Here is a 13,046-nt window from a genome sequence, read left to right as displayed (position 1 = left end):
CCCCGATCCTCATGAAGGAGACCGAAGGTGCCGGTCCTCCCCGGAGCCGAGCCGTACCGCCACGAGGGCGGTGAGGTCGGTGTGCTCCTCTGCCACGGTTTCACCGGAACCCCGCAGTCGCTCCGCCCCTGGGCGGAGTATCTCGCCGAGCGCGGACTGACGGTCTCGCTGCCGCTGCTCCCCGGACACGGCACGCGCTGGCAGGACCTGGCGGCCACGGGCTGGCAGGACTGGTACGCGGAGGTGGACCGCGCCCTGCACGACCTGCGGGAGCGCTGCTCCCAGGTGTTCGTCTTCGGCCTGTCCATGGGCGGTGCGCTCGCGCTGCGACTGGCGGCCAAGCACGGGGACGCGATCAGCGGCCTGGTCCTGGTGAACCCGGGCAACAAGGTGCACGGCGTGGCCGCCCACGCGCTGCCCGTCGCCCGCCACTTCGTGGCCACGATCCCCGGCATCGCCAGTGACATCGCGAAGGAAGGCAGCGAGGAGGTGGCGTACGCGCGCGTGCCGCTGCATGCCGCGCACTCGCTGCGGAAGTTCTTCCGCCTGGTCGACGCCGAGCTGCCGCAGGTGACCCAGCCGATGGTGCTGCTGCACAGCCCGCAGGACCATGTGGTGCCGCCGGCCGACTCCGCGCGGGTGCTCGGCCGCGTCTCGTCCACGGACGTCACCGAGATCCTGCTGGAACAGAGCTACCACGTCGCGACGTTGGACCACGACGCGGACCGGATCTTCGAGGAGAGCCACGCCTTCCTCAGCCGGCTCGCGCCCAGTGTCGGCGCAGGCAGCACAGAGGGGACGGCCACCGGTGGGTGAGCACGACGCGGAGAGAGACGGCAGTCGCGAGGAGGACGACGGCCGTCGGCTCGACGAGGACGCGGCCTGGCAGGCGATCGTCGCCGGGTACGGAGAGGAGCCGCCGGACCCGCCGGGCGCCAAGCCGTTCAAATCGGTCGAGGACCTGGCGGGCCTGGTGGCCGAGGCGACGAACGACGACAAGCCCGCCTCCGACGCCGCCGCGAAGCGGAAGCCGTCGCCGGACTCGCCCGAGGACGGCTCCCCCGAGGACGGCGGGAAGAGCGGCGGGAAGAGCGACGACAAGGGCAGCGGCAAGGTGATCGGCGGGTCCGTCACGTTCGCCCCCGGCGTCGGCCCCGGGCCGCGGGACTACAGCCCGTCGGAGGCCGCGGACGACGACTTCGACGAGGACGACGAGGGCCACTTCGTGCCGCCCGAGCCGCCGCCGCTGCCGGAGGCCGACACGACCGCCAAGTTCGCCTGGCTCGCGGTCGTCGGCGGCCCGGTCCTGCTGCTGCTCGCGGTGCTGCTCGGCTGGGACATGACGTGGTGGCTGACCACCCTCGGCATCGGCGGCTTCGTCGGCGGCTTCGCCACGCTCGTGCTGCGGATGAACGGCGGCGACGACGAGGACGACGACCCGGGTCGCGGCGCGGTCGTCTGAGCCGCCCCTCCCAGCGCGGCGGCGAGGGCCCCGCAGGCCACGCGGTCGCGCGCGCTCCGGAGGCCGGACTCCGGCCCGCCTTCGCCCGCCAACACCCCCTATTCTGACGGCTGTTCACGTTCGGGGCGCCGCAGAACCATCCGCCCCGCGCGAACGTCACAGCATCAGTGACCACACAGGGGCGAACGGGGGCCGGTTCCGGCATGGGCAGCACGAACGACGACCGGAACGGCGGCCCCGGCCGCATCGAGCCCCTCAGCGAGCTCGACCCGCCGAGCATCGGCCCGTACCGCCTGCTCGGCCGGCTCGGGGCGGGCGGCATGGGCCGGGTGTACCTGGCGCGGTCCGAGGGCGGTCGGACGGTCGCCGTGAAGGTCGTGCACGAGGAGCACACCTCCGACCGGCAGTTCAGGGCCCGCTTCCGGCGCGAGATCAGGGCCGCGCGCCGCGTCGGCGAGGACTTCACCGCGCCGGTCCTCGATGCCGATCCGGACGCGCCGCGCCCCTGGGTGGCGACCGGATACGTACCCGGGCTCTCCCTGGAGGAGGTGGTCAGGGAGTACGGCCCGCTGCCGGCCAAGCCGGTGCACGCGCTGGCCGACGGGCTGCTCAGGGCCCTGCGGGGCATCCACGACGCGGACATCGTGCACCGCGACCTCAAGCCGTCCAACGTGATGCTCACGGTCGAGGGGCCGCGCGTCATCGACTTCGGCATCGCGCGTGCCGTGCAGACCTCCGTCGAGTCCCTGCTGACCAGTACGGGGATGGCGATCGGCTCGCCCGGATTCATGGCGCCCGAGCAGGTCCTCGCGGAGGAGGCGGGGCCGCGGGCCGATGTGTTCGCCCTCGGCTGCGTCCTCACGTACGCGGTGACCGGACGCCTCGCGTTCGGGCAGGGCGCGGGCAACCAGCACGCCCTGATGTACCGGATCGTGGAGGCTGAGCCCGACCTGGAGCTGGTCCAGGACGCCTCGCTGCGCACGCTGATCGCCCGCTGCCTGACGAAGAAAGTCGACGAACGCCCGGACGTCGCCGAGCTGTTGGCCGATCCGTCCCGCCCGCGCCCCTCCTCCCGGCGCGGCGCCTGGCTTCCGGGGGAGGTGGTGGCTCAGCTGGCCCACCAGTCGGCCCGGCTTCTCGACGTGGAGGCGCCCACGCCGGCTTCGGGGTCGCCGGTCGTGACGGAGGAGCCGGAGGCGGAGGCGCAGCCCGGGGCGGAGACGGAGGCGGAGGCGAAGCCCGAGGCGGAAGCGGAGCTGGAACCGGAAGCCGAACCGGAACCGGAACCCGCAGCGACAACCCCCCGCCCAGAGCCCAGGGCAACGGCAACGGCAACGACTGCAAAAGCCCCGCCCCACAAGCGCCGAACATGGCTCGTCCTGGCGGCCGTTCTCGCCGTACTGGCGACCGGAAGCACCGTCTACCTCATCGACCGCGACGCGGAAAGCAGCCAGGCCTCGCCCGATCCGGGCGGGGCCGCCCCGAAGGACCCCGGTTCGACCCCGACCTCACCCGGCCCCACGAAGTCCAACGAGGGCGCCAAGGCGAAGGACGACGAGAAGGGCAAGGAGGAGAAGGGGAAGGACGGCGCCGGAGGCGGTGCAGCCGCGGGCTCCGGCAGCGACGGCTCCGACGCCGGAGGAGCCCCGGACCCCGAGGCCGACGCGCCCGCGGGCGGTGGCGGTGCCGACTCGGGCGACGGCGGCAGCGGAGGCGGGAGCGGAAGCGGAAGCGGCGGCGAGGAGGCCGCCTCCGGCGGCGTGCCGTCGTACTTCATCGGCAGCTGGAAGCCCCCGGCGACCTACAACATTCCTAGCCGGATCGAGATCGAGCAAGCCTCCGACGGTCAGCAGGCCGTCAGTTTCATCCGGAACGGCCCCGAAGCCGGCGGCGGCAGCTGCGTGGCGGTGGCCCGGCTGATCTCCGTCGAAAACGGCGGCAGCAGGCTCAACCTCGACACCGCGAAGATCGACCCCGCCCGCTCCACCAGCTACGGCTGCATGGACGAGAAGCCCTCGTACATCGACTCCTCCTCGCCGTCCGGGATCAAGTGGTTCAAGAGCAAGACCAACACCAGCGACAACAACGCCTGGACCTACACCCGCTCCTGACCACCAACTCCCCCTGTTAGTACGACTATTCGCCCGGCGGGATGGGTCGTACGGGGCACGGGTAGGGAACGCCAGATGCGATCACCGACGGTCGCCGACAGATGACTCCCCGTACCGCGAAAGGCCTGGCAGGCGCATGGCACAGCCCTTCACCCTTCCCGACTTCTACGTCCCGTATCCGGCGCGGCTCAACCCACAGGTGGAGGCGGCCCGTTCGCACACCAAGGGGTGGGCGCGGCGGATGGGGATGCTCGAGGGGTCCGGGGTGTGGGAGGAGCGCGACCTGGACGCGCACGACTACGCGCTCCTGTGCGCGTACACCCACCCGGACTGCGGCGCCGAGGAGCTGGCGCTTGTCACGGACTGGTACGTGTGGGTCTTCTTCTTCGACGACCACTTCCTCGAACTCTTCAAGCGCACCCAGGACCGCGAGGGCGCCAAGGCCTATCTGGACCGGCTGCCCGCGTTCATGCCGATGGACCTGGCCCGGGGTTTCCCGGAGCCGCAGACTCCGGTGGAGGCGGGCCTCGCCGACCTGTGGGCGCGCACAGTGCCGAGCATGTCCGAGGGCTGGCGGTCCCGCTTCGCGGAGGCCACTGAGAACCTCCTGAACGAATCCCTCTGGGAGCTGTCCAACATCAACGAGGGGCGGATCGCCAACCCCGTCGAGTACATCGAGATGCGCCGCAAGGTGGGCGGCGCCCCCTGGTCGGCGGGGCTCGTGGAGTACGCGGCGCAGGCCGAACTCCCGGATTCCGTGGCCGGGTCGAGACCGCTGCGGGTGCTGCGGGACGCGTTCTCGGACGCGGTGCACCTGCGCAACGACCTGTTCTCGTACCAGCGCGAGGTCGAGGACGAGGGCGAGAACAGCAACGGCGTCCTGGTGATGGAGAGGTTCCTGGGCTGTACGACGCAGGAGGCGGCGGACGCGGTCAACGACCTGCTGACGTCCCGGCTGCACCAGTTCGAGAACACGGCACTCACCGAGGTGCCGGGCCTGTGCGCGGAGCAGGGCCTCGACCCGGCGCGGACGGCCGCGGTCGCCGCGTACGCGAAGGGGCTGCAGGACTGGCAGTCCGGCGGGCACGAGTGGCATCTGCGCTCCAGCCGGTACATGAACGAGCAGGCGGCGGGGAGCGAGCCGGGCGGCTTCTCCGTGCCCGGCACCGGGATGCGGTTCACGCGGCGGGCCGAGCGGGCCCGGCTGCGCAGCCACAGCCACCGGCCGCATCGGCACGTCGGGCCTTCCCTGCTGCCGGAGTTCCAGCTTCCGTACCCGGTCTCGCTGAGTCCGCATCTGGCGGGGGCGCGTCCGCGCTGTGTGGAGTGGGGCGAGCGGATGGGCATGCTCCGGGCGCAGCCGGGCCGGCCGCTCTCCGACATCTGGGACGAACACCGCCTCGCCGGCTACGACTTCCCGCTCTGCTCGGCCGGCCTCGACCCGGACGCCACCCCGCAGGAGCTGGACCTCTCGTCGAACTGGCTGACGTGGGGCACGTACGGCGACGACCTGTACCCGGCGCTGTACGGCCGCAGCCGGGACCTGGCGGGTGCCCGCGCGGCCACCGAGCGGCTCTCGCTGTTCATGCCCCTGGACGGGAGCGGCGGACCCGAGCCGCGGGACGCCCTGGAGCGCGGACTCGCCGACCTGTGGGCGCGCACGGCGGGGCCGATGGCGGAGCGGGACCGCGCGGTGTTCCGCAGAACCGTCGAGGACATGACGGCGAGCTGGGTGTGGGAGCTGGCCAACCAGGCGCAGCACCGCATCCCGGACCCGGTGGACTACATCGAGATGCGGCGCCTGACGTTCGGCGCGGACATGACGATGCGCCTGTGCCGGATCAGGCATGGCGAGACGGTGCCGGAGGAGGTGTACCGCAGCGGCCCGATCCGCTCCCTGGAGAACTCCGCCGTGGATTACGCGACGCTCCTGAACGACCTCTTCTCGTACCAGAAGGAGATCCAGTACGAGGGCGAGGTGCACAACGGTGTCCTGGTCGTGCAGAACTTCTTCGACGTCGATTACGCCACCGGCGTGGCCCTGGTGGACGCTCTGATGAACTCCCGGCTGCGCCAGTTCCAGCACGTCGTCTCGCATGAACTGCCCGTGCTTTACGAGGACTTGAGGCTTGATTCCGGGACGCGGGCGGTTCTCGATGACTATGTGCGGGAGTTGCAGGACTGGATGGCGGGGATTCTGCATTGGCATCGGGGGTGCAGGCGCTATCGCGAGGTGGACTTGCGGGCGGGTACCGGCGCCGCGCCGTGGCGGCTGGGTGGGCCTACGGGGCTTGGCACGTCGGCTGCGCGTGCTTTTCTCCCCGCCCCGCCCCTTCCCGAACTGGGGGCAGGCCCCCAGACCCCCGTATCGCGCTGAGGCGCTCGTCCTCAAACGCCGGACGGGCTGGTTTTGGGGCGGGGAGGGGAACAATCACCCGCCCGCCGGCACCCGCAGCGCCGCCAGCACCGGCAGGTGATCCGTGGCCGCGCGGAGGTCGGCGTCCGTCACCCCCTCGTGCCCGGAGGGCACCCCGCAGCCGAGGACCTCGATGCCCGCCGTGGCGAAGATCGCGTCGATGCGTTGGTGCGGGTCCGTCGGGATCGAGGTGTACTCGCCGCCCCAGGGCTTCACCGCCCAGCAGTCCTGGAGGGCGGTGGCCAGGCGCCGGAACGTGCGGCCGGTGGGCCGGTCGTTGAGGTCGCCGCCCGCGACGGCGTGCTCCGTGCCGAGGCCCGCGAGCCGGTCGAGAAGCATGCCGACCTGCTCGTACCGCTCGTCGGTCTGCAGGCTCAGATGGCAGCTGAGGACGCCGAGCCGGGCCTCGCCGAAGCGGACGACGGCGGTGGCGAAGCCGCGCCGGTGCAGTCCGGGCGTGAGCGGCAGCAGGACGTCCTCGGTGCGCTCGACGGTGGCGCGCAGCGAGCAGAGCAGCGCGGGCCCGGCGGCCGTGCCGCCGCCGGAGAGGATCACCAGGTCGGACGCGGCGGCAAGCCGGGCCAGCTTCTTGCGCCAGCGGAAGAACCGCGGCGCCTCCTGGATGAGGACGAGGTCGGGGTCGCAGGCGGCGATGACGCGGGCGAGGGCGTCGGTGTCGTCGCGCATCGAGCGGATGTTGTAGCTGAGGACGCGGATGACGGCCGAACCGTCCGGCTCTGTAAGGGAGTTGGGAAGGGCGGTCATAAAGATCACGGTACGCGAGACGCCCGCCGCTTCCGTGGAGGAGGCGACGGGCGTCTCAGGCGCTTGGGCCCACAGGCGCACGAGGCGGTGCTACATCACCGGGTCCGGCTGCCGCGCCAGGTCGGCGGCGCCCACCAGGCCCGCCTTGTTGCCCAGCTGGGCGGCGACGACCTCGGCCACGGGCCGCCAGTTGCTGCCGACGAGCCAGCGCTTGTACGACTTGCGGATCGGGTCGAGGACCAGCTCGCCCTCGTCCGAGAGCCCGCCGCCGATGATGAACGCGGACGGGTCGAAGAGCGACGCCAGGTCGGCGAGACCGGCCCCGGCCCAGCGGGCCAGTTCGCGGTACGAGTCCACGGCGACCGGGTCGCCCTGGCGCGCGGCCATGGAGATGTGCTTGCCCTCGATGCCCTCGGGGGTGCCGTCGCCGTATCCGAGGAGGATCTCGGCGTTCTCCGGGGTGGCGTTGGCGCGCTGCTGTGCGTACCGCACGAGGGCGCGGCCGGAGGCGTACTGCTCCCAGCAGCCCTGCGAGCCGCAGCCGCAGAGCAGGCCGTCCGGGACCATCCGGATGTGGCCGAACTCGGCGGCCACGCCGAAGTGTCCGCGGCGCAGCTCGTTGCCGAGGATGATGCCGCCGCCGAGGCCGGTGCCGAGCGTGATGCAGATGACGTTGCGGTGGCCCTTGCCGCCGCCGAACCGGTACTCGCCCCAGGCGGCCGCGTTGGCGTCGTTCTCCACGACGACCGGGAGGCCCACGCGGGCCGCGACCTTCTCCTTGAGCGGTTCCTGGCGCCAGTCGATATTGGGCGCGAAGTACACCGTGGAGCGCTGCCGGTTGACGTATCCGGCCGCGCCGATGCCGACGCCCACGATCTCGTGGCCGGCTCGGGCGCCCTCGACGGCCGAGACGATCGCGTCGACGATCCCGTCAGGCGTGTGGGGGGTCGGCACCTTGTGGGTGGAGAGGATGCTGCCCTCTTCGTCGACCACGCCGGCCGCGATCTTCGTACCGCCGATGTCGACGCCGATGGTGAGTCCCATGTGTCCCTCAGTTTTCGGTTCGAGCCCCGCTAGGGGCAACCGTACCCGAGGCCGGACTCGGTCCATGTCGGCCGGACTCAGTCCAGGTCGATGTGCTCCCCGCCGCTGCCCGACTCGGGCTTTTCGCCGGGCCCCGCCTCGTCCGGGCCCGCGGTCCAGCGGCGCTCGTGACCGGAGACGGCGCTGCGGTACGCGGCGAGCAGCTCGGAACCCGCGTTGGCGAGGTGGTCGAAGACCTCGGGGTTGCGCTCGATGACCGGCTCGACGGCGGCCTTGGCCTGCTCCATGAAGTGCTGCACGGCGCCCTGCGCGGCGGTGCCCGCGATCGGGGCCTGGAACGCGGAGAGCTTGTCGGCGACGGCGTCCATCAGCCTGCGCAGTTCCTCGGCGGCGGAGCCGGGCTCCGCCGAGCCGTGCTGCGCGCGGCGGCGGGCCTGCTCGGCGGCGAGGTCCTCGGCGCAGGCCTTCTCCCAGGCGTCGGCTTCGGGTCCGGTGCGCTCGGTGTCGCTCATGGGAGGCTCCTGCGGCGGCTTGGGCGGTACGTGGCTGCGTACGGTGACTGCTTACTGTCGACGTTACCCGAACGGCGGTATGCCGTTCACCGCCCTTGGGGCCAGAGCCCGGGGTCCGGCGTGAAGCGGATCCGCAGCTCCCCGTCCCTGAGGCCCGCGCCCGAGACGGTGCAGCGGCGCAGCGCGGACGGCAGCGGCACCATGCGGCGGAACGGACCGGTGGTGACGACGAGTTCGTCGCCGCGCCGCACCAGGTCGAGCTCCTCGCGGACGGCGCCGGGAAGCGGGATCCGCCAGACCAGGACGCCGTCGTCGGCGAGCCGGTCCTCGACGGGCCACTGCACGGGCCGCGGGGTCATGTCCGGAGCGGGCAGGGCGAGCGAGGCCAGGTCGTCGGCGCCGTGCGGGTCCCGGCCGAGGTGAGCGGCGGTGTGCAGCGTGTACGCGTCCCGCCACTCGGCCAGCGTCTTGTCCTGCTGCGCGGCGGCGGAGGCGAGCCACGGGTCGGCGGAGCCCTGCGGCAACACCCGGTTGGCGACGAGGAGTTCGGTGCGCAGTCCGTGCAGGGCGAGCCCGGTGCCGGCGGTGTGCACGGCGTCGGCCCCGGCGGGACCGGGCTCGGCGACGAGGCGTACGGCGGTGGTGTCGGCCTCGATGACCGACTGGACGGCGGCGAGGTGCTCGTCCCAGTGCGCGGCCGTCTCGTACAGCCACTGGGCGGGCATCGGGACGCCCGCGAGCTGGGCGAGCATCGGGCGCAGCGCGCGGGCGGCCTGCCGTTCGGGCGGCAGCACCCGGCGCAGGTAGCGGCGCAGCTGGGCGGGGAGCGCGAGCAGCGCGAGGGCCTGCGGTGCGGGCGGCAGGTCGACGACGACCAGGTCGTACGGCTCCGCGGCGGCTTCCCTGACCGCACGGAGCAGCGCGAGCTCCCCGGCGCCCGGGAGTTCGGTGAGCTCCTCCTCGTCCAGGCGCTGGGCGCCGAACATGTCGAGGGCGGTGGCCGCGCGGTCCTGGAGTGCGAGGAGTTCGCGCCGGAAGTGGGCGCCGCTGTCCACGTACCGCACGGAGAGCCCGGCCGGCGCGGGGGTGCCGAGGACGGCGGGCAGGGTGTCGTGCCGGTCGGCGGTCAGGAGCAGGGTGCGCCGGCCGGCACGCGCGGCGGCGAGTGCCGTGGCCGCGGCGACGGTGGTGCGGCCGCTGCCGCCGGGTCCGGTGACGAGGAGGGTGTCCATGGATCAGGCCTGTCCCGTGGTGCTCAGGCGCCCGACTCGACCCTCTTCTTGAGCCCCGCGAGCGCCCGGTCGATGATGACCTTCTCGGCCTTGCGCTTGATCATCCCGAGCATGGGGATCTTGACGTCCACGGTCAGCTTGTACGTGACCTCGGTGCCCTTGCCCTTGGGGGCGAGGGCGTAGGAGCCGTCCAGGGAGCGCAGCATCTGGGACTTGACGAGGGTCCAGCTGACCTCGCTGTCGCCGGTCCAGGTGTACGCGAGGACCTGGTCGTCCTTGATCGCTCCGGCGTCCATGACGAGTCGGACCTGCTCGGCGCGGCCCTGTCCGTCGGAGGCGAGCACATCGGCCTCCTTGACCTCACCGGTCCAGTCCGGGTAGCGGGCGAAGTCGGCGATCACCCCCATGACGTCGGCGGGCGCCGCCTCGATCTGGATGCTCGAGCTGGTGTGTTCCGCCATCGCGGTGGCTCCTCCGGTGCGGTTCCGTCGAGGGTGTGATCTGCGGCGTACCACGTGCGCGCCGCCCGCGTGAAGGCTACCGCGCTCCGATCACTCACCACTCCAGGGCCCAGGGCGTTCCGGTGCCCGCGAAGTGCCCGACGTTCACGCACTCCGTGGCGCCGATCCGCATACGGCGTACGAGGGGCTGGTGGACGTGGCCGAACAGGGCGTAGCGGGGCCGGGTGCGGTGGATGGCGTCGAGGAGGGCGCGGCTGCCGCGCTCGAAGCGGCGGGCCACGGTGTCGTACACGAGATCGGGGACCTCGGGCGGGATGTGGGTGCACAGGACGTCGACCTCGCCGACGGCCTCGATCTTGGCGGCGTACTCGTCCTCGCTGATCTCGAAGGGGGTCCTCATCGGGGATTCGAGGCCGCCGCCGACGAAGCCGAAGACGCGGCCGCCGATCTCGGCCCGCTGGCCGTCGAGGACGGTGACGCCCGGGCCCGCGTACTCGCTCCAGAGGGCCGGCATGTCGACGTTGCCGTAGGTGGCGTACGTCGGGGTGGGGAAGGCGGCGAACAGCTCGGCGTACTGCTTGCGGACCGCGTTCTCGATGGCCGTGGCGCGGTCCACGTCGAGGCCGGCCCACAGCCGCGCGCCCAGTTCGCGGGCCTCGTCGAAGCGGCGGGCGGTGCGCAGCTCGACCAGGCGCGATGCGTTCCGCGTGCCGAAGAGGTCGGGGAAGATGCCGCGCGAGTGGTCGGCGTAGTCGAGGAACAGGATCAGGTCGCCGAGGCAGACGAGCGCGTCGGCGCCGTCTCCCGCGCGGGCGAGCGCCTCCGCGTTGCCGTGCACGTCGCTCACCACATGTACCCGCATACCTGGCATGCCGATCACCCTAGGACGAGCCGTCCGGAGTCGGTAGAGGCCGCCGGACCTGCGGTTACTTCCGAGTCGCCCAAAGCGTGGATTACTGTGCGCGAAGGAACACCACGAGGCGTGGCGCGACATGTGACGCAGCGAACATCTGGCCCGACCCCCCTATCGAAAGTGCAGTACTGATGGGTAACGTCCGGGCAGTCCAGTCGTGCTCGATGCACCCCACCTGCATGTTTTCATCGAGCACCTGCCCGATCTTGGACCGCACCGTCGCATCGCACACCGTCGTGGCGCCGGCGCCCTATGAGGAGCAGCAGTCTTGCGCGAGTTCAGCCTTCCGGCCCTGTATGAGGTCCCCGCGGACGGCAATCTGACCGACATCGTCCGCCGCAATGCCGCGCAGCACCCCGATGTTGCCGTCATCGGCCGCAAGGTCAACGGCACTTGGACCGATGTCTCGGCCAAGGACTTCCTCTTCGAGGTGCACGCCGCCGCCAAGGGCCTGATCGCGTCCGGCGTCGGCCCCGGCGACCGCGTCGGCCTGATGTCCCGTACGCGCTACGAGTGGACGCTCCTCGACTTCGCGATCTGGAGCGCGGGCGCGGTGACGGTTCCCGTGTACGAGACCAGCTCGCCCGAGCAGGTCCAGTGGATCCTCGGCGACTCCGGCGCGGTGGCCTGCCTGGTCGAGCTGGACGCACACGCGAAGGCCGTCGAGTCGGTGCGCGACCGGCTGCCGGACCTCGGACACGTCTGGCAGATCGAGACGGACTCCCCCGAGGCGGGCGCGCTCGCCCAGCTGGGCCGTGCGGGCGCGGACGTCGCCGACGCGACCGTCGAGGAGCGCGGTTCGCTCGCGAAGGCCGACGACCCGGCCACGATCGTCTACACCTCGGGCACCACGGGCCGCCCCAAGGGCTGTGTCCTGACGCACCGTTCGTTCTTCGCGGAGTGCGGCAACATCGTGGAGCGGATCCGCCCGCTGTTCCGTACGGGCGAGTGTTCGGTGCTGCTGTTCCTGCCGCTCGCGCACGTCTTCGGGCGCCTGGTGCAGATCGCCCCGATGCTGGCGCCGATCAAGCTCGGCCACGTACCGGACATCAAGAACCTCACGGACGAACTGGCCTCATTCCGGCCGACGTTGATCCTCGGTGTGCCGCGGGTCTTCGAGAAGGTCTACAACTCGGCGCGGGCCAAGGCGCAGGCGGACGGCAAGGGCAAGATCTTCGACAAGGCCGCGGACACGGCGATCGCGTACAGCCGCGCGCTCGACACCCCGTCGGGCCCGTCGCTCGGTCTGAAGCTCAAGTACAAGACGTTCGACAAGCTGGTCTACAGCAAGCTGCGCGCCGTGCTCGGCGGGCGCGGCGAGGCCGCGATCTCCGGCGGCGCCCCGCTCGGCGAGCGCCTCGGCCACTTCTTCCGCGGCATCGGCTTCACGGTCCTGGAGGGCTACGGCCTCACCGAGTCCTGCGCGGCCACCACGTTCAACCCGCACGACCGGCAGAAGATCGGCACGGTCGGCCAGCCGCTGCCCGGCTCGGTCGTGCGGATCGCGGACGACGGGGAGGTGCTGCTGCACGGCGAGCACCTGTTCAAGGAGTACTGGAACAACCCGGGCGCGACCGAAGAGGCCCTGTCCGACGGCTGGTTCCACACCGGTGACATCGGCACCCTCGACGAGGACGGCTATCTCGCGATCACCGGCCGCAAGAAGGAGATCATCGTCACGGCCGGCGGCAAGAACGTCGCCCCCGCGGTGATCGAGGACCGGATCCGGGCGCACGCCCTTGTCGCCGAGTGCATGGTGGTCGGCGACGGGCGGCCGTTCGTGGGCGCGCTGGTCACCCTCGACGAGGAGTTCATCGGGCGCTGGGCCGGGGAGCACGGCAAGTCCGCGAAGTCGGCGGCGGATGTGCGGGACGACCCGGAGCTGCTCGCCGCCATCCAGCAGGCGGTGGACGACGGGAACGCGGCGGTGTCCAAGGCGGAGTCGGTACGGAAGTTCCGGGTCCTGGGCGCGCAGTTCACGGAGGAGTCGGGGCACTTGACGCCGTCCCTGAAGCTCAAGCGGAACGTTGTCGCGAAGGATTACGCGGACGAGATCGAGGCGCTTTACACCAGCTGAAGTGGGCGCCCACTCGCCGTAGGGCTGCTGTCTCGTTCGCGGCTGCGGCCCGG

11 protein-coding genes are annotated in these 13,046 nt (G+C 71.8%); 5 read left to right on the top strand and 6 right to left on the bottom strand.

Annotated elements, in window-relative coordinates; genetic code table 11:
- Positions 1-27: 27 nt before the first annotated feature.
- The 4 genes from RCO28_RS03040 (at position 28) to RCO28_RS03025 (ending at position 5,950) form a co-directional block, all read left to right on the top strand.
- Entirely contained in the window at positions 28-816 is a 789-nt protein-coding gene (locus RCO28_RS03040; protein WP_308939324.1) for an alpha/beta fold hydrolase, read from the top strand.
- The gene (locus RCO28_RS03035; RefSeq protein WP_374991080.1) at positions 773-1,462 is read left to right on the top strand and encodes a hypothetical protein; all 690 of its coding nucleotides are present in this window, start codon (positions 773-775) and stop codon (positions 1,460-1,462) included. Before RCO28_RS03040 ends, RCO28_RS03035 begins: the two co-directional genes overlap by 44 nt.
- Positions 1,463-1,665: 203 nt before the next feature.
- The gene (locus tag RCO28_RS03030; RefSeq protein WP_308939322.1) at positions 1,666-3,573 is read left to right on the top strand and encodes a serine/threonine-protein kinase; all 1,908 of its coding nucleotides are present in this window, start codon (positions 1,666-1,668) and stop codon (positions 3,571-3,573) included.
- 136 nt (positions 3,574-3,709) lie between these two features.
- Positions 3,710-5,950, top strand: a complete 2,241-nt coding sequence (locus RCO28_RS03025) for a germacradienol/geosmin synthase (protein ID WP_308939321.1) — start codon at positions 3,710-3,712, stop codon at positions 5,948-5,950.
- Between the two features lie 54 nt (positions 5,951-6,004).
- On the opposite strand, the gene RCO28_RS03020 is transcribed toward RCO28_RS03025, so the two are convergent.
- From RCO28_RS03020 to RCO28_RS02995, 6 genes are all read right to left on the bottom strand, one after another.
- Positions 6,005-6,754, bottom strand: coding sequence for an endonuclease/exonuclease/phosphatase family protein (locus RCO28_RS03020; RefSeq protein WP_308939320.1), 750 nt, complete (start codon positions 6,752-6,754; stop codon positions 6,005-6,007).
- A 90-nt stretch (positions 6,755-6,844) separates the two neighbouring features.
- On the bottom strand, positions 6,845-7,798 hold the full coding sequence (locus tag RCO28_RS03015; protein WP_308939319.1) for an ROK family glucokinase: 954 nt from the start codon (positions 7,796-7,798) through the stop codon (positions 6,845-6,847).
- A 77-nt stretch (positions 7,799-7,875) separates the two neighbouring features.
- Positions 7,876-8,310 (bottom strand): DUF5304 domain-containing protein, encoded by a 435-nt coding sequence (locus RCO28_RS03010; RefSeq protein WP_308939318.1) that lies wholly within the window; start codon positions 8,308-8,310, stop codon positions 7,876-7,878.
- Positions 8,311-8,396: 86 nt separating this feature from the next.
- Positions 8,397-9,542 (bottom strand): ArsA-related P-loop ATPase, encoded by a 1,146-nt coding sequence (locus RCO28_RS03005; protein ID WP_308939317.1) that lies wholly within the window; start codon positions 9,540-9,542, stop codon positions 8,397-8,399.
- 23 nt (positions 9,543-9,565) lie between these two features.
- Entirely contained in the window at positions 9,566-10,003 is a 438-nt protein-coding gene (locus RCO28_RS03000) for an SRPBCC family protein (protein ID WP_308939316.1), read from the bottom strand.
- Positions 10,004-10,097: 94 nt separating this feature from the next.
- Positions 10,098-10,865: a metallophosphoesterase gene (locus tag RCO28_RS02995; RefSeq protein WP_308939681.1), complete on the bottom strand. Its 768-nt coding sequence runs from the start codon at positions 10,863-10,865 to the stop codon at positions 10,098-10,100.
- Positions 10,866-11,184: 319 nt separating this feature from the next.
- Between RCO28_RS02995 and RCO28_RS02990 the strand changes: the two genes are divergently transcribed.
- Positions 11,185-12,993, top strand: coding sequence for an AMP-dependent synthetase/ligase (locus RCO28_RS02990; RefSeq protein ID WP_308939315.1), 1,809 nt, complete (start codon positions 11,185-11,187; stop codon positions 12,991-12,993).
- The last annotated feature ends 53 nt before the right edge of the window (positions 12,994-13,046 follow it).

Source organism: Streptomyces sp. LHD-70 (assembly GCF_031157275.1).
Taxonomy (GTDB): domain Bacteria; phylum Actinomycetota; class Actinomycetes; order Streptomycetales; family Streptomycetaceae; genus Streptomyces.
The sequence above is the reverse complement of the archived record's forward strand: the minus strand, read 5'-3'. Positions and strand labels throughout refer to the sequence as shown.